The organism is Photobacterium sp. DNB22_13_2, from assembly GCF_052873915.1.
On the sequence record NZ_JBNNXU010000028.1, the window covers coordinates 1 to 26648 of the forward strand.

At 50.8% G+C, this 26648-nt stretch carries 28 protein-coding genes; all 28 read right to left on the reverse strand.

The window, feature by feature from the left end:
* Positions 1–199 precede the first annotated feature (199 nt).
* The 28 genes from ACVA58_RS25160 to fliN all read right to left on the reverse strand — a co-directional run bounded on the left by ACVA58_RS25160 (position 200) and on the right by fliN (position 26623).
* Complete coding sequence (locus ACVA58_RS25160) at positions 200–1132, reverse strand: MlaA family lipoprotein (protein ID WP_446513011.1); 933 nt, start codon at positions 1130–1132, stop codon at positions 200–202.
* A gap of 275 nt (positions 1133–1407) precedes the next feature.
* Positions 1408–2616 carry a c-type cytochrome biogenesis protein CcmI gene (ccmI, locus tag ACVA58_RS25165; RefSeq protein ID WP_446513012.1) on the reverse strand — a complete coding sequence of 403 codons (1209 nt, stop codon included), beginning with the start codon at positions 2614–2616 and terminating at the stop codon, positions 1408–1410.
* Positions 2616–3119, reverse strand: a complete 504-nt coding sequence (locus ACVA58_RS25170) for a cytochrome c-type biogenesis protein (RefSeq protein WP_446513059.1) — start codon at positions 3117–3119, stop codon at positions 2616–2618. Before ACVA58_RS25170 ends, ccmI begins: the two co-directional genes overlap by 1 nt.
* A gap of 56 nt (positions 3120–3175) precedes the next feature.
* Positions 3176–3730 (reverse strand): DsbE family thiol:disulfide interchange protein, encoded by a 555-nt coding sequence (locus ACVA58_RS25175; protein ID WP_446513013.1) that lies wholly within the window; start codon positions 3728–3730, stop codon positions 3176–3178.
* Entirely contained in the window at positions 3730–5724 is a 1995-nt protein-coding gene (locus tag ACVA58_RS25180) for a heme lyase CcmF/NrfE family subunit (RefSeq protein WP_446513014.1), read from the reverse strand. Before ACVA58_RS25180 ends, ACVA58_RS25175 begins: the two co-directional genes overlap by 1 nt.
* Positions 5724–6209, reverse strand: a complete 486-nt coding sequence (gene ccmE / locus ACVA58_RS25185) for a cytochrome c maturation protein CcmE (RefSeq protein ID WP_446513015.1) — start codon at positions 6207–6209, stop codon at positions 5724–5726. The genes ACVA58_RS25180 and ccmE overlap by 1 nt, the downstream gene beginning before the upstream one ends.
* Entirely contained in the window at positions 6206–6412 is a 207-nt protein-coding gene (ccmD, locus tag ACVA58_RS25190; protein ID WP_446513016.1) for a heme exporter protein CcmD, read from the reverse strand. Before ccmD ends, ccmE begins: the two co-directional genes overlap by 4 nt.
* Before the next feature lie 7 nt (positions 6413–6419).
* Complete coding sequence (locus ACVA58_RS25195) at positions 6420–7151, reverse strand: heme ABC transporter permease (protein WP_446513017.1); 732 nt, start codon at positions 7149–7151, stop codon at positions 6420–6422.
* A 299-nt stretch (positions 7152–7450) separates the two neighbouring features.
* Positions 7451–8116, reverse strand: coding sequence for a heme exporter protein CcmB (gene ccmB, locus ACVA58_RS25200; protein WP_446513018.1), 666 nt, complete (start codon positions 8114–8116; stop codon positions 7451–7453).
* A 6-nt stretch (positions 8117–8122) separates the two neighbouring features.
* Positions 8123–8773, reverse strand: coding sequence for a cytochrome c biogenesis heme-transporting ATPase CcmA (gene ccmA / locus ACVA58_RS25205; protein WP_446513019.1), 651 nt, complete (start codon positions 8771–8773; stop codon positions 8123–8125).
* A 440-nt stretch (positions 8774–9213) separates the two neighbouring features.
* Positions 9214–9642 (reverse strand): DUF2802 domain-containing protein, encoded by a 429-nt coding sequence (locus ACVA58_RS25210; protein WP_446513020.1) that lies wholly within the window; start codon positions 9640–9642, stop codon positions 9214–9216.
* Positions 9642–10136, reverse strand: coding sequence for a chemotaxis protein CheW (locus tag ACVA58_RS25215; RefSeq protein ID WP_446513021.1), 495 nt, complete (start codon positions 10134–10136; stop codon positions 9642–9644). The genes ACVA58_RS25210 and ACVA58_RS25215 overlap by 1 nt, the downstream gene beginning before the upstream one ends.
* A 64-nt stretch (positions 10137–10200) precedes the next feature.
* On the reverse strand, positions 10201–11391 hold the full coding sequence (locus tag ACVA58_RS25220) for a chemotaxis protein CheW (protein WP_446513022.1): 1191 nt from the start codon (positions 11389–11391) through the stop codon (positions 10201–10203).
* Positions 11381–12160: a ParA family protein gene (locus ACVA58_RS25225; protein WP_255042188.1), complete on the reverse strand. Its 780-nt coding sequence runs from the start codon at positions 12158–12160 to the stop codon at positions 11381–11383. The genes ACVA58_RS25220 and ACVA58_RS25225 overlap by 11 nt, the downstream gene beginning before the upstream one ends.
* Before the next feature lie 10 nt (positions 12161–12170).
* Positions 12171–13385 (reverse strand): protein-glutamate methylesterase/protein-glutamine glutaminase, encoded by a 1215-nt coding sequence (locus ACVA58_RS25230; protein WP_446513023.1) that lies wholly within the window; start codon positions 13383–13385, stop codon positions 12171–12173.
* Between the two features lie 116 nt (positions 13386–13501).
* Entirely contained in the window at positions 13502–15859 is a 2358-nt protein-coding gene (locus ACVA58_RS25235) for a chemotaxis protein CheA (protein WP_446513024.1), read from the reverse strand.
* 9 nt (positions 15860–15868) lie between these two features.
* Positions 15869–16588, reverse strand: a complete 720-nt coding sequence (locus ACVA58_RS25240; RefSeq protein WP_446513025.1) for a protein phosphatase CheZ — start codon at positions 16586–16588, stop codon at positions 15869–15871.
* A 34-nt stretch (positions 16589–16622) separates the two neighbouring features.
* On the reverse strand, positions 16623–16994 hold the full coding sequence (cheY, locus tag ACVA58_RS25245) for a chemotaxis response regulator CheY (protein WP_039467413.1): 372 nt from the start codon (positions 16992–16994) through the stop codon (positions 16623–16625).
* Positions 16995–17047: 53 nt separating this feature from the next.
* Positions 17048–17770, reverse strand: a complete 723-nt coding sequence (locus ACVA58_RS25250) for an RNA polymerase sigma factor FliA (RefSeq protein ID WP_446513026.1) — start codon at positions 17768–17770, stop codon at positions 17048–17050.
* Positions 17763–18653: a MinD/ParA family protein gene (locus ACVA58_RS25255; RefSeq protein WP_446513027.1), complete on the reverse strand. Its 891-nt coding sequence runs from the start codon at positions 18651–18653 to the stop codon at positions 17763–17765. The genes ACVA58_RS25250 and ACVA58_RS25255 overlap by 8 nt, the downstream gene beginning before the upstream one ends.
* The gene (gene flhF, locus ACVA58_RS25260; RefSeq protein WP_446513028.1) at positions 18646–20412 is read right to left on the reverse strand and encodes a flagellar biosynthesis protein FlhF; all 1767 of its coding nucleotides are present in this window, start codon (positions 20410–20412) and stop codon (positions 18646–18648) included. Before flhF ends, ACVA58_RS25255 begins: the two co-directional genes overlap by 8 nt.
* An 81-nt stretch (positions 20413–20493) precedes the next feature.
* Positions 20494–22593 (reverse strand): flagellar biosynthesis protein FlhA, encoded by a 2100-nt coding sequence (flhA, locus tag ACVA58_RS25265; protein ID WP_446513029.1) that lies wholly within the window; start codon positions 22591–22593, stop codon positions 20494–20496.
* Positions 22594–22867: 274 nt separating this feature from the next.
* Positions 22868–23998 (reverse strand): flagellar biosynthesis protein FlhB, encoded by a 1131-nt coding sequence (flhB, locus tag ACVA58_RS25270; RefSeq protein ID WP_446513030.1) that lies wholly within the window; start codon positions 23996–23998, stop codon positions 22868–22870.
* Positions 23998–24780, reverse strand: a complete 783-nt coding sequence (gene fliR / locus ACVA58_RS25275; RefSeq protein WP_446513060.1) for a flagellar biosynthetic protein FliR — start codon at positions 24778–24780, stop codon at positions 23998–24000. Before fliR ends, flhB begins: the two co-directional genes overlap by 1 nt.
* A gap of 2 nt (positions 24781–24782) precedes the next feature.
* Positions 24783–25052, reverse strand: coding sequence for a flagellar biosynthesis protein FliQ (gene fliQ, locus ACVA58_RS25280; RefSeq protein ID WP_446513031.1), 270 nt, complete (start codon positions 25050–25052; stop codon positions 24783–24785).
* Complete coding sequence (gene fliP, locus ACVA58_RS25285; protein ID WP_446513032.1) at positions 25049–25906, reverse strand: flagellar type III secretion system pore protein FliP; 858 nt, start codon at positions 25904–25906, stop codon at positions 25049–25051. Before fliP ends, fliQ begins: the two co-directional genes overlap by 4 nt.
* A complete protein-coding gene (gene fliO / locus ACVA58_RS25290) occupies positions 25893–26231 on the reverse strand; it encodes a flagellar biosynthetic protein FliO (protein ID WP_446513033.1) in 339 nt (112 codons plus the stop codon). The genes fliP and fliO overlap by 14 nt, the downstream gene beginning before the upstream one ends.
* Complete coding sequence (gene fliN / locus ACVA58_RS25295) at positions 26231–26623, reverse strand: flagellar motor switch protein FliN (protein WP_446513034.1); 393 nt, start codon at positions 26621–26623, stop codon at positions 26231–26233. Before fliN ends, fliO begins: the two co-directional genes overlap by 1 nt.
* Positions 26624–26648: the final 25 nt, after the last annotated feature.

Sequence of the window (26648 nt, forward strand, 5' to 3'; positions counted from 1 at the left end):
GGTACTGGGTACTGGGTACTGGGTACTGGGTACTGGGTACTGGGTACTGGGTACTGGGTACTGGGTACTGGGTACTGTAAAGCGTTTTCTCTTAGCTAATCGATGTCAAGCTCTTCACTCTTATTCTTTCGCTTTTCCTAGGCCCCAGGACCCGCTCTTCCTAGGCCCGTTCTATCTAGGAACTAGGTTCTCGCACCTGTTACTCTGCGTCTATCTCATCCATAAAATCATCCAGATACGCTTCGTCGTCCTGCTCTAGCACTTCGACGTTGCCACCAGTGGCACGGAAATTCTTATTCTGGATATAAGCATCACGGGTGAAGATATACGCATCAGGCGAGTCTTTCAAGATAGCTTCTTGTTTAACCAATGCAGCTCGGTCTTCCATTCCTTCGAACGCCCATTTGCCTAGGCTCTGCCAGAAGTTCAACGCACTTAACGGCAGGTACAATCCATCGACAATATCACCGGCGCCTTCGCGCAATGTCACCGGGCCGTAAACAGGGAACATGAAGTAGGGACCGTTGGCAACGCCATATTTACCCATGGTATCGCCAAACTGCTTGTCGACGGGTTTGCGGATATCAGCAGCTGAGGCGATATCAATCAGGCCTAGGACACCGAAGGTGGAGTTGATCCAGAAACGGTTGAAGTGGCGTACAGCCTCTTCGCCATTGAGCATTAATGCACTGTTTACCATGCTGGCAGGCTCATCCAAGTTGGCTAGAAAGTTCTTAATGCCGGTGCGGATAAATGACGGCGTGTAATCGACGTAAGCCAGTGACACCGGACGCGCTAGATACGGATCGAGGTAATCGTAGTTCAGATCCCACATTGCGCGGTTGAAGCCTTCAAAGGGATCGTAAACACCTGGTACCGCATACTCACCTTCCCCCTGCTCAACCTCTTCAAGTACTGCAGCGAGATCTTCATCATACTCAGCATCGTAGTCATCAAATTCGTTCATTGCCGAGTCATCGAGAACATTATCTGCTGTGGCAGAAGGTTCAATGTTACTCGACGCTGGTGATGCCTGTTCTTCAGGAGTCAGCTCATCAGGCGACTGGGCACATGCTGTCAGGGTTAATAAAACGGCAAGGGTCAATAAGTGTTTTTTCAATGTTCTTTCCATAGCATATCAGGCTGAAACCGCGCTAAATGGTAATACCAGAAACCGTAAACATCTAGCGATTTTATGCTTTCTCGTGTGGGTTGCTTAACTCAATACCAACCACTATCTGCATCTATTTAGTTTTATACCAATCGAGGTAAAACCTGATCAACATTACCAGTTACATAGATGGAATGTCTGATATCTCCCAAATCCTTTTGAGACCAAAAACTAAAGGCCAGATACTAATAGTATCTGGCCTTTTCTATATCTACCACCTCAAGTGCTAGATTTTATTAGTATTTTGTATTTATCACTACGTTTGTCGAGCCACCTAAAGAAATGACGTCACTTTGACCATACCAATCACCGTTACGGGTCATCACGTTACCGTCGGTATCGATACGGGCTTTGATGATCATATCCTGCAGTGAGGTCATTGGACGCTCTGGGATCATGCTATCGTTGTCATCCAGCGTTAGAGTAAACGGGAATGCTGACAGCGGCACACGTCGTGCAGCGACGGGCATAGGTGCACCGTCCGCGGAATGAACGGATACAAAGACCAAGCCTTGTTCTGGCAGTTCAACGGATGGGTCAAGCTCTACCGTTACCGACACTGAGGTTGCGGTGTTCTTACCACGATCTAGCTGAGACTGAGCACGGGCAATACTGCGGTCCAGCATTTCTGCGCGCGGGTCATCGGTTCCGATGATCTGCTTCATCATGCTCCAGTAGTTAATCGCCTGCTTGAAGTCACCGCTTTCAAACGAGTCGAAAGCCAATAGCGACAACGCTCGAATGTTGGTGTGATCAACACGCAGCACACTGCGAAGCAACAATCGGGCACGCTCACTCTGCGCCGGATCGCCAATCATCATCAGCGTCTGGCCGAAGCTCAACATCACTTCAGGGTTGCTCGGGTCAAGGCGGTAAGCACGGTTCATCGCATCCTGGGCAGTTTCTGCATCACGGTTAGCCATGCCGATTCGGCCCAGCAGCAACCACCCCGTGGCATCATCAGGTTCGCTGTGAAGACGAGTACGCAACGCCAAGGTCAAGTCGTCCATTTCTTGATCGCTAAGCGGATTAGCATCATCCATCAAGCGCTGAGAGAGCTCAGGAAGACGGGTTACCGTCTCGTTCCATGCTTGTACTTTGTCCAGGTTACCCACCTTCATGTACATACCAAAGCTCACACCGACTAGCAGAATAAGTCCCGGGATCAACATGGTGGTACTGACCTGGGTTTTAGTCTGCTCGGTATTGGCTGGCACATCATCAAGTAGCGACTGCTGCAGTTCAATCACGAGATCGTCTTTGTTTTCTACCAAGCCTTCACTCGTTTCTTCTTTTAGCTCGTCCATACGATCTTTGAAGAAAGCTTTGTTCAGCTCATCACGGCTGGCGGCTTCATCTTGCTCTTTGCCGGTATACATAGGCACGACAAAAATGACCATCGCAACCAACACCAAGAGGGCGGAAATTACCCAAAACATCGTCATTATTTCACCTTACCGTCTTGGTTAGTCTGCTTAGAAACGTCATCAGCATCGGTTGCCAGCTCTGTCATCAGAGCCTTCAGGCGATCCTGTTCATCAGCTTCTAGTTCGGCGTCTGTCACTTTTTCGGTGCTTTTGCGCGAGCGCATCACCAAAATGGAAAAGCCAATAACAATAAAGAGCAGAGGACCTAACCACAGGATCAGGGTTGATGCCATTACCGGTGGGTTATAGGTTACAAAGTTGCCATAACGGGCAATCATGTAATCCACCACATCCTGCTTGCTCTTACCTTCCTGAAGCAATTCGTAGGTTTTCTGACGCATGTCTAGCGCCAACGCAGCATTGGAGTCAGCAATATTGTTGTTCTGGCATTTCGGGCAGCGCAGCGTCGCAGTCAGATCCTGAAAATCTTTTTCCTGCTGAGCCGACTCGAAATCGTACACATCCGTAAATGCCAAGACCGTTGTCGGGGTGGTGAGCAACGCCGTTCCACCAAGCACCATTGCCAGTACCAAAACTGGGCCAGTGAAAAACTGGGCCATTCGACGATATATAGTCATTATCCCTTCGCCTCCTCAATCAAGGCTTCGTACATCGGCTTCAATGTCTCGTTCCAGTTACGGTCGTTGACATCACCGACATGGCGATAGCGAATAATGCCGTTGGCATCAATCAGGAAGGTTTCCGGGGCGCCGTAAACGCCCAGATCCATCCCCAGCATACCATTGCCATCAAATAGGCTGTGCAGATAAGGGTTACCCAACTCATTCAGCCAACGAACGGCTTTTAGGCGCTCGTCTTTGTAGTTAAGGCCAATGAGCTTCACCCCTTCGCTCGCTAGCTGGTTAAGGTAAGTATGCTCGGCGTAACACGTCGGACACCACGTCGCCCACACATTCAGTAGCAATGGCTCACCGATGAAGATGTCCTGCTCGTAGAGCTTGCCAGCTTCAACCAAGTCTTCAAGCTTGAACTGAGGAACAGGCTTGCCAACCAATACCGATTCCAACTTGGTTGGATCGTCACCGTCCGCATTTCGGGTCAGCTGGATCATGAACATCACTACCAACCCAAGGAAAAGGACCAGTGGAATAAAAAGTAACTTCTTGTTCATCAGTTTGCCTTCGCCTCCTGCTTCGCTGCCTTCGCTACAGCCGGCTTCTCTTTTTCTGCCTGCTTGCGGAAGCGGTAACGCTTGTCGCTAATAGCAAATGCCCCGCCCAGTGCCATCAAAGCCGCACCAAACCAAATCCAGTTAACAAACGGCTTGAAGTAAATACGGACTGCCCACGCACCATCGGTTAGCTTCTCGCCCATTGCCACATACAAATCGCGAGTCACACCACTGTCGATCGCCGCTTCCGTCATCATCGAGCCAGCAACAGAATAGAAACGCTTCTCGGCATGCAAGGTCGTTACACGTTTACCGTTTCGGGTAATGTTGAAGTCTGCAATATAACCGTCGTAGTTAGGACCGTCGGCGTCACGCAAGCCAGCAAAGTGGAAGTCATAACCTTGGACCTGAACGGTCTCGCCTGGTGCCATTCGTACGTCTCGCTCGATATCGTAGTTCGACACTAAGGCAATACCAATGACAGTAACCGCCATGCCCATATGGCCGAGTACCATCGCCCAGTGGCTGCGGCCAAGCTTACCCAAGCCTTTCCAAAGGGTGTGGCGGTGCGTCGCACGCTCATACAGCTCGAAGCCGTGCATTACAATAATCCACACAGCCATCGCCATACCAAGAACCGCCATTGGCTCAAGTACGTCGGTAAACAGCCATACCGATAGGAAAGCAAATGGAATAGTTACAATGGCAGAAATGGTCATCTGCTTGCTGATGCTAGAAAGCTGATCGCGCTTCCAGCGAACCAACGGACCGATACCCAGAATGAAAGCAAACGGGATCATCAGCCAGGTAAACAAAGTATTGAAGAACGGCACACCAATCGACACCGAGCCCAAACCAATTTGTTTGTGAACCAGTGGAAGCAAGGTACCAATCAGTACCACAAGAAGGGCCGCGACCAACAATAGGTTGTTCGCCAGCAACAAGTTCTCACGGGAGAATAAGCTGTAGTTACCACGAGAGCGAATTTGCCCGCCGCGAAGAGCGTAAAGCAGCAGTGAACCACCGATGACCACTACCAAGAAGCCAAGGATGAACATGCCTCGCGCCGGATCGGATGCAAACGCGTGTACTGATACCAGAACGCCTGAACGAACAAGGAAAGTACCCAATAAGCTCAAAGAAAATGCCGAGATAGCTAGCAGTACCGTCCATGCTTTGAACGTACCGCGTTTTTCTGTCACAGCCAGTGAGTGCATAAGCGCTGTACCGGCAAGCCATGGCATGAACGACGCATTTTCAACTGGATCCCAGAACCACCAGCCACCCCAGCCAAGCTCATAGTAAGCCCACCATGAACCTAGTGCGATGCCCAACGTTAGGAATGACCAAGCAGAGATTGTCCAAGGGCGAGACCAACGCGCCCAAGCCGTATCAAGACGGCCTGTCATCAGTGAAGCAATAGCAAAAGCAAATGCTACCGAGAAACCAACATAGCCCATGTACAGTAGTGGCGGGTGAATGATCAAACCAGGATCTTGCAGAAGCGGGTTCAAATCACGGCCATCAACAGGGAAGAAAGGCAGAGTACGCAGGAATGGGTTAGACGTTGCGATAATAAACAGCAAGAAACCAATCGCAATCATCCCCATCACAGAGAGCACACGCGCCAGTGATTCCAGCGGCATACCACGGCTGAATATTGCAACCGCAACGGCCCAGCCAGCTTGGATCAGCACCCAAAGCAGCAACGAACCTTCATGGCCACCCCATACCGCCGATAAGCGGTAATACCAAGGCAACATGGAGTTTGAGTTACTGGCAACATAAACCACGGTAAAGTCATTGATATAAAATGACCAGCTAAGGATGATAAACGACACGAGGATCATGCCGAAAATACCATACGTTAGCGGACGGGCCATTCGCATGAGTGCCTGGTTCCCCACGGACGCGCCGTATAAGGGGTAAATGCTGACTAGGATGGATAATCCCAGTGCAACAATCAGGCTAAAGTTGCCTATTTCTGCAATCATTATTGAGCGCTACCCTGTAATTGTTCGTCGGTATACTGAAGCGGTGCGTGTGTTTTCTCCATCGCTTCTGCTACCTCTGGTGGCAAATACTCTTCATCGTGCTTCGCCAGTACTTCATGAGCATGAATGGTTGTCGCATCAACCAATTCGCCCTGAGCTACAATGCCCTGCCCTTCACGGAACAGATCCGGCAAGATACCGTCGTATTTAATCGTTACTGCCGGGCCGATATCAGCGACATCAAAGGTTACCTGCAAAGACTGAGGATCACGAACGACTGAACCTTCAACCACCATACCGCCAATGCGTAGGCGCTGACCAACTTCTGGTTTTGTCCCGTCTTTCTTGCCGTTAACCAGTTCAGTCGGGGTATAGAAAAGATCCATATTCTGGTTCAGTGCATACAGCAGCAACCCGATGGTTGCACCGAGGCCTACGACTAGCGCCAATACTAACGTCAGGCGCTTTTTACGTCTCGGGTTCATAGTGTGTTCTCCAGTTTTTCGGCTTCTTTAATGCGCCTTTCACGCGCAATCTTATTCTTGATCTCTGCCGCTAAGCGGCGTTTGGTATTCAGGCTTGAAATCATCAACCACAGCAAGGCGGCGAAAGAGATCCCGTAGGCACTCCACACGTAGGGGGCATATCCGCCCATCGCCAAGAAGTCACTAAAAGAGTCAAAATGCATAATGGCCTCACTTCATCATGGCACGCACCCAAGGGCGGTGGCTTTCACGGGCAATAATTTCGTTACGCAGACGCACCATGGTCAACGCACCAAAGAAACAAGCAAAACCGACAATGTTAAGCAGCAGTGGCCACAACATGGTGGTCGCAATTGATGGTTTGGCAAATTTGGTGATCGTGGCACCTTGGTGAAGGGTATTCCACCACTCTACCGAGAAATGAATAATAGGCAGGTTGACCACACCGACAATCGCCAGAATACCGGCCGCTTTACCAGCCGTCTTCTCATCATCGAAAGCATTGTAAAGCGCGATCACCCCCAAATAGAGGAACAGCAGAATTAATTCTGAAGTCAAACGGGCATCCCATACCCACCAAGCGCCCCACATCGGCTTACCCCAGACAGCACCAGTAAACAAGGCAATAGCAGTAAACACCGCACCTATGGGTGCCATGGCAAGGGCTGCCATATTCGATAGGCGGATCTGCCACACCAGGCCGATAAAGGCAGCTATTGCCATCGACATATAGGCGCCCATCGACCAGATAGCCGAAGGGACATGTAGGTAGATGATACGGAAACTGTCACCCTGCTGATAATCCGTCGGGGCGAACATCAGCCCCCAAACCGTACCAATCAGAATGGATAACAAAGCGATGATTGAAAACCAAGGCAGTAAAGTACCGCACAAACGGTAGCAGTTCTCAGCTTTCGCGTAGGGATGTAACCACTTCCACATAATTCTGCTCTACTCATTTAATAATAATTACGTATCAAAACAACACTTGGCTCAAAATCCAGTCCAGGCTCTGCCTAAGGTGTTGATTATCGTTGTGACGAATATATACCTTGATAACCTTGGTATAAGCATCTGGTCTTAAAGGGCTTTATAATCCCCATCATCCAGAATGCAACGCCAACCTAAATACTCCTTAAGGGGTAATGGGCTCGCTATCGTCCGCTTCCTTGTTCTTGCTCAAATTGTCTCATGAGATCTGTTCTCGTGAGACAGGACAAATCTTAGTTAATTGTAATCAGTTATTGCACACTTATGCGTAGTGAAGCTGCGACAGCGAAGGGAGAAAGTGTCGCTGACGCCACCAACATCGCCCCCATCAGTGCCAGCTGACCGTTATATGGCACGCCTAAACTGGCCGCATCAATCGCAGAGGTCGCGAATATAAGCACAGGAATATAGAGCGGCAATATGAGCAAGCTCAATAAAACACCACCTTTGCGCAATCCTACAGTGAGAGCGACCCCAATCGCCCCCAGAAAGCTTAACGTCGGTGTCCCTATAAGTAGGGTCAGGACAACCGCCTTCCATGTTTCCCACTCAAGAGAGAGAAGTATTGCCAGCAACGGACTGATCAAAATCAGCGGTAATCCGGTGAGCATCCAGTGTGCCAGCATTTTGGCAAAGGCCAAAATCGACAGCGGTGTAGGCATTAACAGCATCTGCTCAAGTGAACCATCAACAAAGTCATCTCGGAACAATCGCTCCATCGACAATAATGCCGCCAATAACGCCGCCACCCACACTATACCCGGTGCAATTCGTGCTAACAGGTTTGGCTCTGGCCCGACACCGAGTGGAAAAAGGGTGATAACTATAATGAAAAACCACAGCGGATTAAAAATCTCGGCCTGACGACGGAAGGCGATTAGAAGCTCACGACGTATAACATGGTATATCGCACTCATCGTCAATTACCGCCCCAACTTGATTTTTCGTAACTGATCACTGTCAGTGAACATATCTTGGTGCGTGGTCAAAACAACAATGCCACCTCGTTTTGCATGGGCAAGGAACAAGCCTTCCAGTACCTTCACACCTTGCTTATCAATCGCTGTCAACGGCTCATCCAAAATCCAGAGTTTGTGATTGCTCAACCACAGTCTTGCCAACGCAACCCTACGTTGCTGACCTGCCGAGAGTTGCCCAGCGGGTACATCTTCACGACCCGCCAAACCAACTTGAGCCAATGCCTGCCACAAGGTGTCTTCACCAGACACCTGAGGCGTGCCTGTTAGATCCGATTGCTCGTTACACAGGTGCATCGACTGGAAGTAAGCCAAGTTCTCAAACGCAGTCAGCTCTCGCTTAACGCCGGTCTGGTGGCCCAAGAACAAGAGCTCTTGGTGGTAGTCTTCTCGTGCCGACTCAATGTCCTCATCAAGCCAACAAACCCGCCCGTCATCTGCACGTCCAAGTCCTGCAAGGATCCGTAACAAGGTCGTTTTACCGGCACCATTGTGGCCTTCAATCTGAACCAGTTCACCCGACGAGACCGAAAAACACAGGTCCTCAAACAATACCCTTTCGTCACGAGTACAACTTAACTCTTCAACAGACAACATAAAAATGATGCATCCTAAGTGTCACAATTTGACTCGCATAATATCACAGCGCCCCTCCCTGTTGTTAGAGACTAAGGGCTGTAATTGTGACTTCCATACTGAGCTTAACCCAAGCACAGATATTCCAACTTCCACTCACTGCCAGAGTGGACAAGCAGACAATAAAAAAGTGCCACAAGAAATTTTAAAAATAGTAAAAGCTGCAGCTAACCGCACACTTTCATCACAAGTCGCTATTTTTTCAGGCAAAAAAACATCAATTCTATTCACGGTACGAATCGTATAGATATTAACAATTGTGAATACGGCGAAAAAAACGCTTACAAGTTAAGAGCTGAGCGGATCGTGGAACCTAGGTCCTTATCTTCCAAGGTCCAGTATTATTTAAACAAAAAACCCTTCGATCATCGAAGGGCTTTTTAGTCATGGTGATTCAACGCCTAACGTCTGGAGTGGTGCATTTGTTGAAGCCGTAACAGTAATTCGGCTTCAGCCTTTGGCAGGTCGCACTCATTCATCAACTCGTTGACATCTGCACCCAGCTCGACCATTTTACTGGCGCGGCTGTACAACCGGCTATCGGGATCCTGCATAGCCAACTCACCTTGACGATCAGAGAGCTCTTCCAGATGCCGTGCCATATCGCCCAACTTCTGACTCATGCCCATGGTGCCCGCGCGCAGTTCGTTAAATTGCTTCACCAAGCTTTCCTGCTGCTGGCGGGCATTTTTCAATACCAGCTCCGTCGCTGCAAATTTGGTTTCAAGGGCCTGGCGGGCAAGACGCTCACGCCTTACCATCAACCATGCGACCACAATCGCCAACAACGACAAGGCCAGCGGTAACCATTGCAACAACACTTCAAGCATTATAGGTACGCCATCTCGTCCCATTCGTCATCTGATAATAGCTTATTGAGATCAACCAAGATCAACAACTGGCCATCACGGTTGCTCACACCCTGAATAAACTTGGCGCTCTCTTCCGTGCCAACACTTGGTGTGCTGTCAACTTCAGAACTGCGTAGGTAAACCACTTCTGCAACGCTATCGACCAGAATACCAATCACCTGCTTTTCAGCTTCGATGATCACAATGCGGGTATTGTCTGAGATCTCACCCGGCATCAAACCAAAACGGGAACGGGTATCAATAACGGTTACAACATTACCGCGCAGGTTGATAATACCTAAAACGTAATCAGGTGCACCCGGTACTGGCGCAATTTCGGAATAGCGCAGCACTTCACGCACCTGCATAACGTTAATACCGTAGGTTTCATCTTCCAGCTGGAAGGTCACCCACTGCAGGACTTGATCATTGCTGTCTTCTTTTTGTATTTCAGCGACACTCACCTGTGACATGCTGTTTCCTCTTTGATCTATTTTTCTGCATTCAACGCGTTAGCGCCTGCGATGATACAGGAGCCTAACATGATTGCCTAAGTTTGGTATTAACATCTAATCCTGCTTTGAGCATGGAAATTAGCTCACTAACATGAATTAGCGCACACATTTTTTCTTTTACCATGCCCGCTAGCCAAGGCCGCTTACCGGCTTTCTCGCGCCAGCGAACACTGTGTTCGGATAAGGTTTCGGTACCAAGCAAGGCATTGCAGGCCAGCCCCCATGAACTCTCGCCCAAGACCACCACATATTTATACTGTTCGCGGTACTCTTCGCCCTCAAGTTTATCGGGCATTGCCCAGCACGCAGTATCAACCACATTGAGCTGGTGATCACGGCTACTCATCAGCCCTAAGTACCATACTGGGCGGCCAAGGAGGCTGTTCATATCGCCAAGTTGATGGATCCCACCCAGCTCGGTCAGCGGTACTGCAAACGTCACACCGTTGACCTCAAAGAACAGAGCCTGAAAGTCATTGCCCTTTTGTACTTGCTGTGTCCACAAATCAGGCGGCAGATCCTCACCGGACTGCGTCTCAGGTAAAGTTTCCAGTTCTGTTGCCAGTACAGTCTCGGTAACGGGCAATGCCTCATCAATGACCACTGCCTCGATGTGTGAGGCTGCTGTCTCTTCAATCTGTTCCTGACCTACCTCTTCAACAGGTACTAGAGGCGAAACGAGAGGCCGTTCATTCGCCTGTTCGTGTGCCATGACCTGTTGCCAGTCATCAGCTAATTCGTCGTCGATATGGCTGTGTTCAGCGATAGTTTGTACAACCGCATCTTCTAGGACATCGTCGCTTTCGGTAAGCTGAGTATTCCGGCTGACCTGATTCAATAAACGCTGAACGCTATCCAGTCCTGGCGATGGCATACTGCGCTCGGCCCGCTCAGTGTTATCGTCCAAGCTGGCAAAATCAAACGGCTTGGCTACCGGTATTATACTCTGCTGCGGCTCAGGGCTCAGCACCCCAGCATCTTGAGATATATGGCAATCTGGCCTGGGATCCTCTTCAGCCGTTAGCTCGCCGTCTGGTTGTGAAATAGCATCAGTGCAGGGCTCGCTATCTTTTTCGAGACGGGCCTCGGCAATATTGATTTCAGCTTGCTGCAGTGCAGGGGCTGAGGTTGCTTCTGGCTCTGGCTCTAGCAGTAAATCAACAAAATAATCTTCCAGCGCCTGAGTGCTGGATAAACGGCTGTTATCGGTCATCCTGTTGCAGGCGCCCCAAATAATTCAATAGCGTTTTATACGCAAAAACCCCACGACTACTGCGTGAGTAAAGTGACGGTGGCATATGTTTGATACTTGCATCTCGGAATTTAGTATCGATCGGTACTGCCGATGCCCAGACTTGCTCAGGGAAGCGCAGTTTCAACTCCTGCAGAGTCTGCAGCGATGCCCTCGTCCGTTTGTCATACATGGTAGGTACAATCGTGACCTTAAACGGCGAGCGACGTGATTTTTGCATGATATCCAAGGTGCGCATCATCCGCTCAAGGCCTTTCATTGCAAGAAACTCGGTCTGCACCGGGATCAAGATACGGTCACTGGCTGCCAGCGCATTGACCATCATGACCCCGAGAATAGGCGGGCAGTCAATCAATACGTAATCATAATCGTCAGCCAAACACTGCAGCGCTTTTCTGAGAACCAACCCCATACCACCGCGATTACCCATCACCCTGTCTAGGGTCGCCAGCGACATATGGGCAGGGATAATATCGATGTTGTTGAACTGGGTGCGCAGGATCACCGGTTTGACCGTATCGCGCTTAATTTCGGTTAACTGGAACAAATCAAACAAACTGGCAGGTACACCATCGGCGTCAAAGTTCAGATATGTTGTCAGTGATGAATGCGGGTCAGTATCCACCAATAAAACCCGCTTGTTACGCTCGCTCAGCAATCCAGCCAGGGCGACAGTGGTCGTGGTTTTCCCCACGCCCCCTTTCTGGTTAGCAATACTCCAGACTATCAAGGTACACTCCCTACGCGAGCCCAAGCTCTACCGTAATACGCTCGGCAATACGCTCCAGCGGCAGATCTTCTGATGAGATCCCCGCCTTGGCTACCGCCTGAGGCATACCGTACACGACACAACTGTCCTCATCCTGCGCCCAAATCGTTGCACCGCTGCTTTTCAGCATTCGCGCACCTTCTCGGCCATCGGCACCCATGCCGGTCAATACCATCGACAATACTTTATCGTGATAGACCTTCGCGGCAGAGCCGAATGTCACATCGACACACGGCTTGTAATTCATTCGATCACCGCCATCGATAATACGCAGTCGTGCCGAGCCCGGACGGCCGTCTAGCATCATCTGCATACCACCCGGAGCAAGGTAGGCCATCCCTGGTTTAAGGACATCGCCATCTTGCGCTTCCTTGACACCAATTTTGCATAGGTTATCGAGCCTAGCAGCAAAAGCGGCAGTAAATGTCGCAGGCATATGCTGGATCAGTACGATCGGCAATGGGAAGTTTGCAGGCAATGCAGTGAGAATTTTCTGTAGTGCTACCGGGCCACCGGTCGAGGTACCAATCGCCATCAACTGATACTTTTTGCCGGAAGCCTTGAAACGAGCCGCTGGCTTCGCCACAGCAGGACGAGCAGCAGGCTGACGCAAGGCGGATAACGGAGCCGATGGCTTTGTACTTTCCTTCGACGGTACGCTTCTGCCTACCAAGGTATTGCGTGTCGATAACGCAGAGGCAGGCGCACGAGATGAGTCGAGGGAAGATTCGCGCCCTGCTGCTGTTGTTGATGTCATTGACGGACGCACCGGACGGCGCATAAAGACTCGCTTGCGGGCGAGTTCTGTCACCCGCTTTTGCAGCAGGCTAACCGCTTCATCCCGGTTGCGGGCGATATCTTCAAACTTCTTCGGTAGAAAATCCAGCGCACCAGCATCAAGGGCGTCAAGCGTCGCTTTCGCCCCTTCGTGAGTCAGCGAGGAGAACATCAAAATCGGAGTCGGATTGGCTTGCATAATTTCACGCACAGCGGTGATCCCATCCATCACCGGCATTTCAATATCCATGGTGATCACATCAGGGTGCATACGTGCTGCCATCTCAACCGCTTCCTTGCCGTTGATCGCATTGCCGACCACTTCCAACCTTGGATCTGCATTAAGAATTTCACTAACGCGCCGGCGGAAAAAGCTTGAATCATCCACCACCAATACTTTTACTGCCATGTTAATTTATCCTGTAGATGACAAACCTTGTGCCTTTGGACAGGCTTTCTATGAGTTTTTTAACGGTAATGGCTTCCCATTAACAGGGAAGCCATTTCGGCCTTATTGTTGTTTGATTAACGGCCAGCGTAGTGCTTAAGCAGGTTAGGGACATCAAGGATCAAGGCAATATGGCCATCGCTGGTAATCGTTGCACCCGCCATTCCCGGCGTACCTTGCAACAACTCATCCAACGGCTTGATCACCACTTCTTCCTGGCCAATTAAGGTATCGACCACAAAGCCAATTCTCTGGTGGCCGATCTGGACTATCACCACATGGCCATGGTCACGCTCGCGCTGCGGTACACCGACGCCCGATAACCAGTCTTGTAAGTAGAATAATGGGATCGCCTTGTCACGCACAATAATGGTCAATTGACCATCGACCGTATTGGTCTTGCGCAAATCAAGGTGGAAGATCTCATTAACGCTTGCCAGCGGGAGGGCAAAAGGTTGCTCTGCCACGCCCACCATCAGCGTTGGTAGTATCGCCAATGTCAGCGGTACCTTGATATCAATCCGTGTGCCTTTGCCCAATGCCGAGTCAATCGTAATTGAACCGTTCAGTTGGCTGATCCCCGTTTTCACCACATCCATACCGACACCGCGGCCGGATATATCGGAGATCTCTTTCTTGGTCGAGAAGCCTGGAGCAAAAATCAGGTTATAACACTCGCTATCGGTCAAGCGCGAAGCGGCATCGGCATCCATCACACCGCGCTCAACAGCGATACCACGTAGTTTATCCGGATCCATACCGCCGCCATCATCCTCAATGGTCAGCAAGATATGGTCGCCTTCTTGGGAAGCAGACAGCAATACCGTCCCGACCCTTGGCTTACCCGCTTTCTCTCGGATAGCTGGCATTTCAATACCATGGTCTACCGAGTTGCGTACCAAGTGGACCAACGGATCGGCAAGCGCCTCAACCAAATTTTTATCCAAATCGGTCTCTTCACCGCGCATTTCCAGCACAATATCTTTATTGAGGTTGCGCGCCAAGTCACGTACTACGCGAGGGAAACGACCGAAGACTTTCTTGATTGGCTGCATTCGGGTTTTCATTACCGCACCCTGCAGGTCTGCAGTGACCACATCAAGGTTGGCAACCGCTTTGGACATTTCTTCGTCGTTGGTATTCAAGCCAAGGCTGACCAACCGGTTACGCACCAAGACTAACTCACCGACCATGTTCATGATGGTATCGAGCGTCGAGGTATCAACCCGCACGGTTGCATCGCCAGCCTTACCCTTCTCTTTACCTGCTGCAGGTTTAGCGCGTCGCTCAGCAACAGGCTGAGGGGCGACGACTGGGGCTGACACAGGCTGAGCGTCAGTCTGTACTGGGTTTACCGTCGGGGTCTGAACCGGATTTTGCGCTTGAGCTTGGGGCTGCGCTTGGCCATTACTATCACCCAGCATATCGGCTACCGACTTGGTGGCCATGTCTAGCTCATCCTCGGAGGGCCCTTTACCCGCTCCATGAAGTTCGTCCAGCAGACGTTCAAACTCATCATCGGTCATCAAGTCGTCATTGCCGCTTATGCCTTGAGCTGAACTCGCCGGCGCTTGACTAACAGGCGCTTGATGCACAGGAACTTGGTTGACAGGCTCATTCGTTACTGGCGAGCTGACGTTATTGCTTCCGGGAGCTTTACCGGCACCGTGCAACTCATCGAGCAAACGCTCAAACTCATCATCGGTAATATCGCCGCTTTCAGACTGAATTTGGTTAATGATATCAGTGTCCGCAACAGGGGAAAGGGAAGCTGGTGCCGCCTCTTGAGCGGTTACCGCATCAGAAGGACCACGCCCTTTACCGTGTAGCTCGTCAAGAAGACGATCAAATTCATCTTGGGTGATATCATCAACCGAATCACCTGCAATGGCCGCGTCATTCGATAAGGTGACAGCAGGCTTACTGGCCGGTGCTGCAACAGATTCAACGCTTGATGCTGCTATTGCAGACTCGATAGCGACGTCAATGATGGCTTCAGGGGCACTCATCTGGGCTGCATTGGCCATGGCCAACTCTTGCTCTGAGGGCGGTAGGCTGAAGCGATGCAGGGCTTCGAGCAACGACGGCTCAGCCGGATCGACAGGTTCGCGCTCCTGAACCTGGCCAAACATCACGTTAATGGTATCCAGTGCTTCGAGGATCACATCCATCAGTTCGGATGTGACGCTACGCTTGCCGGTTCTCAGCAAGTCAAAAATATTCTCGGCACCATGGCAGGCATCGACTAGCTCGGTCAGGGAAAGGAACCCTGCTCCACCTTTTACGGTATGGAAGCCACGGAAAATCGCGTTGAGTAGTTCCGAGTCTTCCGGACTGCGCTCTAGCTCAACCAACTGCTCCGAGAGCAGCTCGAGGATCTCCCCTGCTTCAATCAAAAAATCCTGTAGGATATCTTCGTCTAAATCAAAGCTCATATTGTTCCCTTAAAATCCTAGGCTCGACAGCAGATCGTCAACATCATCCTGAGTGGACATGACATCCTCGCGACTGTCGCTGTTGACGATAGGTCCCTCTGGAACAAGGATCCGCTCTTCACGCAGCGCGTCGGTTCGGTCTTCTTGTTCCATGCCAAACGCTTTGAGAATTTCTACCAATTGATCTTCAACCTCATGGACTAGCTCTATCACCCTGCGGATGATTTGGCCGGTCAGATCCTGGAAGTCCTGAGCCATGAGAATTTCAGTCAGCTGGGTACGCAGTATCGTGCTATCACTCTCGACCTGAGTGAGCAACCCGTTGATATCGTGGCATAGCGACTTAAATTCATTAAGCGCGATCTGTCCGCCCATCAAACGCTGCCATCTTGGATAAACCTGCTGTAAGGTATCCCCGAGTTGATCTGCCACCGGCTGGATGCTATCAACAGCATCCATGGTTTTATTGGCAGCGGACTCGGTTTTGTCTATCACATAAGACAACCGGTCGCGTGCATCAGGGATTTCCGTTTTTGCTAAATCGGTAACACGGGGATCAAGGCGGAAATTGGCTAACGAATCATGAAGTTGGCGTGTTAATTTGCCCACTTCTTCAAAGACGGGATCACGACTATCTGACACCAAGCGGGTAAATAGTGTATTTGCTCCATCCTGATCGCTGGATTCAAGCAGACTGACAAGCTGTTTCGCCTGTTCGAGTGTAATCATTGTTATTATTGTCCTTGGATGCCCGAAAAGTGTCTTACTGCATACGCTCGAAGATTTTATCAAGCTTCTCTTTCAGCGTTGCTGCAGTAAATGGCTTCACGATATAGCCATTAACACCGGCTTGGGCTGCTTCAATGATCTGCTCACGCTTGGCTTCCGCCGTGATCATCAACACAGGCAGGTGCTTGAGTTCGGCATCGGCACGGATATGCTTGAGTAGATCGATACCCTGCATGCCCGGCATGTTCCAGTCCGTTACGACAAAGTCAAAACCGCCTTTTTTCAGCATTGGTAGCGCAGTCAATCCATCATCCGCCTCCTGGGTATTATTGAAGCCCAGGTCACGCAGCAAATTCTTTACGATTCGGCGCATTGTTGAGAAATCATCAACAATGAGGATTTTCATGTTTTTATTCAAAGTTGCCCCCACTGAATTATCAGTGTTTTATAGTGTGTTTATTACGAAGTCCACGCAGTCAACTTGGACCGCAAACGTTGCATCGCCTGACTGTGAATCTGGCAAACTCGGGATTCACTCACCCCGATAACCGCCCCTATCTCTTTGAGGTTTAGCTCCTCGTCGTAGTACAGGGACAAAACTAATGCCTCTCTTTCAGGCAGGGTTTTAATTGCTTCGGCCAAGGATTGGCGAAAATTATCATCTACAACCCCCTGAAAGGGAAGATTTTCTTCAACCGCTTCTTCATTTGCGACGGTGTCTTCCGCAACCCCAAGATCATCCATACCCACTAAACGACCACAATTAACATCATTTAAGGCTTGGTGGTACTGTTCTAGCGTCATTTCGAGATATGCCGCAATTTCCTGATCATTGGGATCCCGGCCGAGAGTGCCTTCAAGAGCCGAAATAGCTTCAGAGATACGTCGGTTGTTTTTGTAAACAGAGCGAGGAACCCAGTCCCCACGACGGATATCATCCAGCATGGCCCCGCGAATACGGATACCGGCAAAGGTTTCGAAACTCGCCCCCTTGGTCGGGTCATAGTTTTTCTGGGCCTCGAGCAGGCCAATCATACCCGCCTGAATAAGATCTTCCAACATCACGCTAGGCGGTAAACGGCCCATTAAATGATGGGCAATACGTTTAACCAATGACGAATAACGTTCGATAAAAGCCTGTGGGCTTTGCTGGTAGCGGCCATAGGTTAATGCCTTATTCACTGACAGGCACCTCCCGAGGATGTCGGGTATTCACCAACAACCTTTCAACGAAGAACTCCAGATGACCACCAGGGCTTTGCGGAACCGGCCACATGGCCGCTTTGTTGGCCAAAGCCCCCAGTGCCAATGCTGCCGGGCTGCGCGGGAAAGCTTCCACCACCAGTTTCTGACGTTTCACCGACTGGCGAACTCGATCGTCAAGTGGAATACACGCCACTAGCTCAAGATTGGCATCCAAGAAACGCTCGGTTACCCGGGTAAGCTTGATAAACAGATCGCGCCCCTCTCGGTAACTGCGCACCATGTTAGCCACTATTTTAAAGCGCTGAACATCATATTCACGGCTGAGGATCTTAATCATGGCGTAAGCATCGGTGATCGAGGTTGGCTCATCACAGACCACGACGACCACATCCTGGGCGGCGCGGGAAAAGCTCAGCACCATGTCTGAAATGCCTGCAGCGGTATCGACCAACAACACATCAATATCGTCTTCAAGGGTACTGAACGCCCTGATCAGCCCCATGTGCTGAGCTGCGGTCAGCTCAGCCATATTCTGGGTACCGGAAGCGGCCGGGACAATCTTCACGCCGTATGGGCCTTCGACAATAATATCTTTAAGCTCGCAAACCCCTGCCAGCACATGCGATAAGTTACGCCGGGCACGCAAGCCAAGCATGACATCGACATTCGCCAATCCGAGGTCGGCATCGAGTACCATAACCCGCTTTCCTTGGCGAGCCATTGAAATCGCCATGTTCAGGGTCACATTGGTTTTCCCCACCCCTCCCTTGCCGCCAGTCACGGTAATTACTTTGGTTGAAGTTAGCTGGGTCATACGGCGTAAACCGCTAGCTTGATCGTACATGGCGTTCTCAGTCATAAAAGTCTGCCCCCTGGTTCTCAGCGCTTTCGCTACTCCAGAAGTGGGTTTGCTGGCTTAACTCTTGTTCAAGTAATTCATTTGCCCGAGCAACCAAATAGTTCCCCGTGGCGATCTTAATGTCTTCCGGTACCCGTTGCCCGTCAGCAAGATAGGCAATGGGCAGCGCGTGTTGTATCGACACGCTGATCACCTCGCCCAAGCTCAGTGATTCATCAAGCTTGGTCAGTACGCAGCCTGATAGCGGAATACGGCGGAAGTGCTCAATGGTTTCATGCAGCACCCGCCGCTGCGCTGTCGAAGGCAACACCAAATAACTCCGGATCTGCGATCCGCTGTTTTGCATTAGGGTGTCGAGCTGCTCAGATAGCCGGATATCACGCTGCCCCATCCCTGCGGTATCGAGCAGAACCAGACGACGATGGCGTAGCTGATGTAATATATCGGCCAATTCCTCAGCATCTTTAGCCACTCTGACCGGACAGCCCATAATTCGTCCATAAGTGGCCAGCTGTTCATGAGCGCCAATACGGAATGTATCGGTGGTCACCATGGCAATTTGGTCAGGACCGAACTCCATCGCGGCCCGTGCAGCCAGTTTGGCAATCGTGGTGGTTTTCCCCACGCCGGTTGGCCCAAGCAGCGCGACAACACCACCGTTTTCCAAAATGCTGTCTTTGGTGGTAATAATCTGGTCAGAAAGCAGGTTTAGTAATGCAGGCCATGCTTCGTTAGCAGGCACATCTTCAGGGATATAGCACGCTAGCTGATCAGAGAGCTCTTGCGACAGCCCCATTTTTTCCAATCGTTTGATCATCATCGCCCGCATCGGCTCGCGACGCTCCATTTCCTGCCACATCAGGCCAGAAACCTGATGCTCGAGCAGACGACGGATCGAGGCCATCTCATTACGCATCGCATCAATTTCATCGGTGCTATGGTTGCGCGCTTTGGGATCGTAGCGACTTGGGTCTAAACGATTTTTCGGCTGTTGCGGTGCACCAAACCGTGATTCTGAACGGTGTGACTCTAATTGGCTCTCTGCCGGACTGTGACCTGTAGAACTATGGCCAACAGAGCTATGGCCTGCAGAGCGCGAGGCATGCAGAGGCTCTGCCTGAGGTACCGCCGGACGACGATAATCACCGATATCGAGCTGATGGCGACTTTGTTGACGACCCGCTTGTTGTCGACTTGCCTGGTGGCTTGAATACCGGCCTGGTTGCTGGCGATCAGCAGGCTCATTGAAATAAGATTCAGGCTGGCGACGCTGTGGTTCTTGCGCCCTGCCGCTACCAGCAGCATAGCTGCGTTCACCATATGAAGAGCTGGCAGGATGCTGAGGCTCTTCGTGTCGACCGTACCGAGGCTCATCACCATAATGCTTTGACTGGCGCTGCAGCAGTGCTGACAACGAGTCGGCTTCATTACCTTGACCATTGTCCTGCTCAGCGTTACCAGACTGGCCGGTAAAATTATTTAGCACTTTGGCAAACCGGCTGGATGGCGATTGGAGCTGGACCTTATCATCGGCCAGTTGACGCTTGGCACTATCGAGCCGCTCGGCAAGTTCTTCGCGTGTTTTGCTGGCAGCTGACGACAGTTGGCCACGAGGATCCTCACTGTCCAACGCTGCAACAATTTCCACCCCGCCGGTGACCTTTTTATTCGACATGATGACCGCATCCGCACCCAGTTCTTCCTTAACTTGGGTTAGCGCAGCACGCATGTCTTTGGCAAAAAAACGTTTAATTTTCAATGTGACCTTCCCGTAATTTCAGGCCGTGAGGTGATGACAGCCCTAAGACCATCTCCATCATCGTCATCGCCGTTACCGCCATTATGAATTCCCTACTGCATTGACAATACGGATCTGTTTCTCATCAGGTACTTCCTGATAAGACAACACACGTAATGAAGGAATGGTATTCTTTACAAATTTCGCGAGTGTCAGCCTTAATACACCCGATGTCAGCAACACGGCAGGTTCGCCTTTCAATTCTTGCTGCTGGGTCGCATCGACCAGTGAGCGCTGCAGGCGCTCAGCCAAGCCAGGTTCAATACCGGTCGACTCGCCGCCGGAAGACTGCATGGTTTGATGCAAGATTTGCTCCAACTCTGGAACGAGAGTAATAACCGGCAGCTCAGGTTCTATACCATTGATTTCTTGGCAAATTAGTCGCTTCAAACTGACACGGACTGCCGCGGTCAGGATGTCAGGATCTTGACTCTTGCTGGAATATTCCGCCAACGTCTGCACAATTGTCCGGATATCCCTAATGGGGATGGCCTCATTAAGCAGATTCTGTAGCACTTTAACTATGACGCCCAAGCTAAGCTGATCCGGCACCAAGCCCTCAACCAAGCGCGGCGCAGACTTGGCTAGCAAGTCGAGCAGGTTCTGGACTTCTTCATAGCCAATCAGCTGGGCGGCACGGTTAGTCAATAACTGACTGAGGTGGGTCGCTAGTACCGTCGAAGAATCGACAACGGTGTAGCCAAGGGCCTGTGCATGTTCACGTTGGGAGTCATTGATCCATACCGCTTCAAGACCAAAAGCCGGATCGACGGTGCGCTCGCCATCCACATTGCCAAACACTTGGCCCGGGTTTATCGCCAGTTCGCGGTTAGGATGGATATTGGCCTCACCACAAGCGACGCCCATCAAGCTAATGCGGTAGGTATTGGGTGGCAGCTCGAGGTTATCGCGGATATGAACAGCCGGGATCAAGAAACCAAAGTCCTGCGACAGTTTCTTCCTCACACCTTTCACTCGCTCCAGCAACTCACCGCCTTGATCTTTGTCGACCATAGGAATGAGGCGGTAGCCCACTTCGAGACCAATGACATCAATCGGTTTGACATCATCCCAAGACAGCTCTTTTGGCAGCTGCGGTGCAACCACATCGCTCGAGGCTGCCTGCTCTTTGATTTCAGCCGCTTCGCGCTGTGACTTGATACGCCAATAGGCGACTCCGCCAATAAGCGCTGCCAGTAACAGAAATGGGATATGCGGCATACCCGGCACGATACCCATCACAAACAGGATCCCACCGGTGATGATCAACGCCTGCGGGTTGTTGAACATCTGGTAAATCATCTGCTGGCCCATGTCTTCGTCAGTATTTTGACGCGTCACCATCATGGCGGCACCAATCGACAACAACAACGAAGGAATTTGGGCAACAAGGCCGTCACCGATGGTCAGCAAGCTGTAGATTTCAATCGCTTGGCCAAAGCCAAGGCCATGCTGGCTCATACCAATGACTAGCCCACCGACAATGTTGATACACAGGATAAGGATACCGGCAATGGCATCCCCCTTCACAAACTTGGAGGCACCATCCATCGAACCGTAGAAGTCCGCTTCTTTGGTGACTTCGGAGCGGCGGGTACGAGCCTGATCCTGATCAATCAAACCGGCATTCAAGTCCGCATCAATCGCCATCTGCTTACCCGGTAAAGCATCAAGGGTAAAGCGGGCGCTTACCTCGGAAATACGGCCGGCACCTTTGGTTACTACCATGAAGTTGATAATCATCAAGATCAGGAAAACCACCAAACCAACCGCGTAGTTACCACCGATCACCACCGAGCCGAAAGCATCGATAACCTGGCCCGCAGCATCTGGTCCGTCATGGCCATAAAGCAATACGACTCGGGTAGAAGCAACGTTCAACGCCAAGCGGAGCAAGGTCGCTATCAGCAATACTGTCGGGAAGGCAGCAAAATCCAGTGGGCGACGAGTATAAATCGTCACCAGCAGTACCACGAGGGCAAGTGCGATATTGAAGGAAAATGCCATATCCAGCAGTAATGGCGGCATTGGCAATATTATCATTGCCAAGGTTGCCAGCACCATGACAGGTGCACCTATCGCAGGCATCGACTGTAAACGCGCTGGATTGAACTTATCGGTAAAAGGTAAAGATAGCTTCATGCAATGTCTGTAATGGTTCTGTTCCCGCTAAACCAAGACACCTTCAATATACCGGCAGTCAATGTGACGACGCTGTATCTAGTGGGATCTGCAAGGGGTAGTTATAAGAATTTGATATTGGTTATTGTACCGTTTTCACCGGCAAACAAAAAGCAACCGACACTAACTGTTAAGCAATTATCATGCCTTAAAATAGTGTCATTTTCTTGACCTTTTTAGCAGAAATGTGCGGTTGATAGTAAATACTAACCAGGATAAAAAAAGGGTGGTGCTATTAGTAACGGAACTCGTTAGGGATATCAGATGCTTCCTTGGACAAGGCTGGTTTGCGCCCTCTCCCTTTCTGGTACTGCTTGAGTTGGTAAATATACGCCAGCACCTGCGCCACGGCGGCAAACAACCCGTCGGGGATCTGCTGCTCAAGTTCGGCCGTGTGGTACAGAGCCCTGGCCAGTGGCGGCGCAGGGACTATTTCGATCTCATGTTCGTTGGCAATTTCACGGATTTTCAATGCCAAGAAGTCTGTTCCTTTCGCAATAACCACCGGTGCCGAGTCAATCTTGGAGTCATAGCGCAGTGCGACAGAGAAGTGCTCCGGGTTGGTGATCACCACATCGGCTTGCGGGACATCGGCCATCATTCTCCGCTGTGCCATTTCACGCTGGAGCATACGGATACGGCCCTTCACTTCCGGCTTACCTTCCGAGTCCTTGAATTCGTCCTTCACTTCCTGCTTGGTCATCTTAAGCTGCTCGTTGTGCTGCCAGATCTGAAACGGGATATCGATAGCCACAACAACCAATAAGGAGCAACTGATCAAAAAAATGAAATTGAGTAAAATATCCAGTGCGTGAGCAATATTCTGTGGATATACCTCACGGCTGAGTTGATAGAAATCTGTCAGGTTAGCCTTGAGCAGGAAGAAAGCGACCCCTACCACCAGCAGAACTTTAAGGATCGACTTGAGCAGTTCAACCAAACTCTGCTTGCCCATCATTCGCTTGAAGCCGCTTAGTGGGTTCATCTTGGACAGCTTCGGGGCTGCCGCTTGGGATGAAAAGCGGATCCCACCTAGGCCTGTGGCGCCAATAAACGCCGCAACATAAACAAACAGCAAGAAGGTAAATAACGGAAACAGCACGTTACCGATTGCCGACGCGATCAACCCAAACAACTGCGACAGGTCAAACACTTCCTCACGGGTTAGGCTGAACAGTCTGGTCATGACCTCGCCAATACCGCGACCAAGCGCTTCCCCAAACCACATCATACCGACGGCACCTGCCACCAGCACTGCAATTGATGCCAGCTCCCTCGACCGGGGAACCTGTCCTTTTTCGCGGGCCTGATCCCGCCTTCGGGGCGTGGCCTCTTCGGTTCTTTCTTGTCCGTCAGAATCAGCCATTAGCAATCCAACCGAATTAAACTACACACTTGCTCGACACCGACCTGCCATATCGTTTCGTAATGCGGCAAAATACCGGCAATCAAGAACCAGCTGATCACAAAACCCAGCAAAAGGGCAAATGAAAAGCCGAGGGCAAAAATATTCAGCTGAGGCGCTGCCCGGGTCATGACACCAAACGACATATTGACCACCAACAAGGCCACCACACCAGCAATTGCCATGCTAAGGGCAAACTTGAACATATGACCAAACCATTGCGCCATCTGGTAGTAATCACCAGCATCGAGCATCGACTCACCCACAGGCAGGGTATGGAAACTCATTGCCACCAGTTTGAGCATCATTAAATGGCCATCAGTGGCCAAGAAAATCATCACCACTAGAAACATATAAAACTGACCCAGTACCGGGGTATTCTGCCCGTTGGATGGGTCAACCATAGAGGCAAAACCCAAGCTCGACTGCATACCGAGGATCTGTCCCAGCAAAATGAAAGTCTGGGTGACAAACGTCGTCACCATCCCCATCGCCACGCCGATGATCACCTGCTGGCCTGTGGTGATGAAGCCCTGCAACGACATCAAAGGAATATCGACCGGGGCAACCGGCAAGACCGGTAACAACGCAAAGGTAAACAGCAATGAGACATAGAGACGAATTTTAGGTGCGACATAGCGAGCACCAAAAAACGTCATCACCATCATCATTGATGAGATCCGGGTCAGCGGCCAGAAAATCGTTGCCAGCCACTCCAATAGCAAGGGTGCGGGGTAATTCATCATCAGTGCAGCAATTGCGGGATGTAATCAATCATCTGGTGGAAATAATCCATCAGCATCTGGGTCATCATATGGCCAAAAAACATCAGGGCCAACAAGGTCACGATCAACCTTGGCAAGAAGCTCAAGGTCTGTTCGTTAATCGACGTTGCCGCCTGGAAGACCGCAACCACCAAGCCAATCAACAACCCCGGCACCACAATGGCACAGACCATGATCAGTACCATATAGAGTGCATCTTGGAAGATTTCGACAAAAAACTCCGGTGTCACGTACCAAAACTCCCAGCCAAGGTCGATAGGATCAAGTTCCAGCCATCTACCAACACAAACAACATCAGTTTGAATGGCAAAGAAACGATCATCGGCGAGAGCATCATCATACCCATGGCCATCAGTACCGATGCCACCACCAAATCAATGATCAAAAAGGGCAAGAACAGCATAAAGCCTATCTGGAATGCCGTTTTCAACTCCGAAGTCACAAAGGCCGGGATCAGTACTGTCATCGGCACGTCCTGCGGATCGGTGGCGTTCGAGCCCGACATTTCGACAAAGGTTTCCAGATCTTTAACCCTAGTCTGCTTAAGCATGAACTGACGTAGCGGATCTTGGGCCGCTTCCAGCGCTTGAGAAGCACTCACCTGTTCGTTGATGTAAGGCTGAACAGCTTCGGTATTGATCTTATCGAGCACCGGTGACATCACAAAGAAGGTCATGAACATAGCGATACCGATAATCACCTGATTCGACGGCGTCTGCTGCAGACCCATGGCCTGACGTAATATCGATATGACCACCACAATCCGGGTAAAAGAGGTCATCAAGATCACGATGGCCGGCAAGAACCCCAAGGCAGTCATAAACGCCAGGATTTGCAGAGTTACCGAATAATCCTCGCTGCCATCCGGATTTACTGTCACCGAAAAGGCCGGTATACCACTTCCCCCGCTTTGAGTCAGTGCCATCGCGGTTGAGCCAGCTTCGTTTTGCATCTCGCTCAATGTCGCCCCCGGTTGAGCAGCGGCGCCGTCAACTAGACCCGCCGCTGTTTCTGCAGCAGCAGGGAACACCAACAAAAGCGAAAAAGCCGCCAATAAGGCGGCAATGAAATTAGTTCTTATCATTTTTTCTCAACAGCTTTCCCAGCTGGCTGGCAAATTCCCCGCCATCCTGACCTTGCTCAGAAACAATAGGGTTATCGAGTTTTCCAAGCAGCGAAATATTATGTTGGGTCACCCCGACCAGCATCTGCTCTTCACCGACCTGCAGCAGAACGATTCGTTCGCGCTGGCCAACAGGCAGTTGGCGCAAGATACGAATGGCGCTATCGCCCCCCTGCAAACCGGGAAGCTTCATTCTTTTGATCAGCCACGCCAACAGAACGATAACCGCCAAGACCAACAACAGCGAGGCGAGCGTGGTCGCCAAATTCAATTCAGGTGCCATCATTAACGCAGCTTCTTGATCCGTTCGGTCTGGCTGATCACATCTGTCAGGCGAATACCGAATTTGTCATTGACCACCACGACTTCGCCGTGAGCAATCAGCGTGCCGTTAACCATCACATCCAGTGATTCACCGGCGACACGATCGAGCTCTACAACTGAGCCCTGGTTAAGTTGCAGCAAGTTTCGAATACTGATTTGTGTCCGGCCAACCTCCATCGAGATAGTCACCGGGATATCCAAGATAGTATCGAGCTTGCGTCGTTCATCTTCGCCAATTGGGGATGATTCATCGGTCAGCTCTTCCAGCGGCGCAGGCTGCGCCCCTTCGTCAGTCGCCTGCTCAGCTAAGGCCGCCGCCCAATCGTCGGCAATTTGTTGATCATTATTAGACATGTTTGTACCTATTCGGATCTCGTCC

What these genes read in the sequence shown, in the direction of transcription:
- cheY (WP_039467413.1), bottom strand. Translation starts at nt 16,994, where the DNA reads ATGAAAATCCTCATTGTTGATGATTTCTCAACAATGCGCCGAATCGTA.
- ccmB (WP_446513018.1), bottom strand. Translation starts at nt 8,116, where the DNA reads ATGAGTGCGATATACCATGTTATACGTCGTGAGCTTCTAATCGCCTTC.
- ACVA58_RS25180 (WP_446513014.1), bottom strand. Translation starts at nt 5,724, where the DNA reads ATGATTGCAGAAATAGGCAACTTTAGCCTGATTGTTGCACTGGGATTA.
- ACVA58_RS25210 (WP_446513020.1), bottom strand. Translation starts at nt 9,642, where the DNA reads ATGCTTGAAGTGTTGTTGCAATGGTTACCGCTGGCCTTGTCGTTGTTG.
- fliR (WP_446513060.1), bottom strand. Translation starts at nt 24,780, where the DNA reads ATGAATTACCCCGCACCCTTGCTATTGGAGTGGCTGGCAACGATTTTC.
- ACVA58_RS25170 (WP_446513059.1), bottom strand. Translation starts at nt 3,119, where the DNA reads ATGGTGCTTGGTGGAACGGCGTTGCTCACCACCCCGACAACGGTCTTG.
- fliN (WP_446513034.1), bottom strand. Translation starts at nt 26,623, where the DNA reads ATGTCTAATAATGATCAACAAATTGCCGACGATTGGGCGGCGGCCTTA.
- ACVA58_RS25255 (WP_446513027.1), bottom strand. Translation starts at nt 18,653, where the DNA reads ATGACTGAGAACGCCATGTACGATCAAGCTAGCGGTTTACGCCGTATG.
- fliP (WP_446513032.1), bottom strand. Translation starts at nt 25,906, where the DNA reads ATGATAAGAACTAATTTCATTGCCGCCTTATTGGCGGCTTTTTCGCTT.
- ccmA (WP_446513019.1), bottom strand. Translation starts at nt 8,773, where the DNA reads ATGTTGTCTGTTGAAGAGTTAAGTTGTACTCGTGACGAAAGGGTATTG.
- ccmD (WP_446513016.1), bottom strand. Translation starts at nt 6,412, where the DNA reads ATGCATTTTGACTCTTTTAGTGACTTCTTGGCGATGGGCGGATATGCC.
- ACVA58_RS25175 (WP_446513013.1), bottom strand. Translation starts at nt 3,730, where the DNA reads ATGAACAAGAAGTTACTTTTTATTCCACTGGTCCTTTTCCTTGGGTTG.
- ccmI (WP_446513012.1), bottom strand. Translation starts at nt 2,616, where the DNA reads ATGACGATGTTTTGGGTAATTTCCGCCCTCTTGGTGTTGGTTGCGATG.
- ACVA58_RS25230 (WP_446513023.1), bottom strand. Translation starts at nt 13,385, where the DNA reads ATGGCAGTAAAAGTATTGGTGGTGGATGATTCAAGCTTTTTCCGCCGG.
- fliO (WP_446513033.1), bottom strand. Translation starts at nt 26,231, where the DNA reads ATGATGGCACCTGAATTGAATTTGGCGACCACGCTCGCCTCGCTGTTG.
- flhB (WP_446513030.1), bottom strand. Translation starts at nt 23,998, where the DNA reads ATGGCTGATTCTGACGGACAAGAAAGAACCGAAGAGGCCACGCCCCGA.
- ACVA58_RS25195 (WP_446513017.1), bottom strand. Translation starts at nt 7,151, where the DNA reads ATGTGGAAGTGGTTACATCCCTACGCGAAAGCTGAGAACTGCTACCGT.
- ACVA58_RS25215 (WP_446513021.1), bottom strand. Translation starts at nt 10,136, where the DNA reads ATGTCACAGGTGAGTGTCGCTGAAATACAAAAAGAAGACAGCAATGAT.
- ACVA58_RS25220 (WP_446513022.1), bottom strand. Translation starts at nt 11,391, where the DNA reads ATGACCGATAACAGCCGTTTATCCAGCACTCAGGCGCTGGAAGATTAT.
- ACVA58_RS25235 (WP_446513024.1), bottom strand. Translation starts at nt 15,859, where the DNA reads ATGAGCTTTGATTTAGACGAAGATATCCTACAGGATTTTTTGATTGAA.
- ccmE (WP_446513015.1), bottom strand. Translation starts at nt 6,209, where the DNA reads ATGAACCCGAGACGTAAAAAGCGCCTGACGTTAGTATTGGCGCTAGTC.
- ACVA58_RS25240 (WP_446513025.1), bottom strand. Translation starts at nt 16,588, where the DNA reads ATGATTACACTCGAACAGGCGAAACAGCTTGTCAGTCTGCTTGAATCC.
- flhA (WP_446513029.1), bottom strand. Translation starts at nt 22,593, where the DNA reads ATGAAGCTATCTTTACCTTTTACCGATAAGTTCAATCCAGCGCGTTTA.
- ACVA58_RS25160 (WP_446513011.1), bottom strand. Translation starts at nt 1,132, where the DNA reads ATGGAAAGAACATTGAAAAAACACTTATTGACCCTTGCCGTTTTATTA.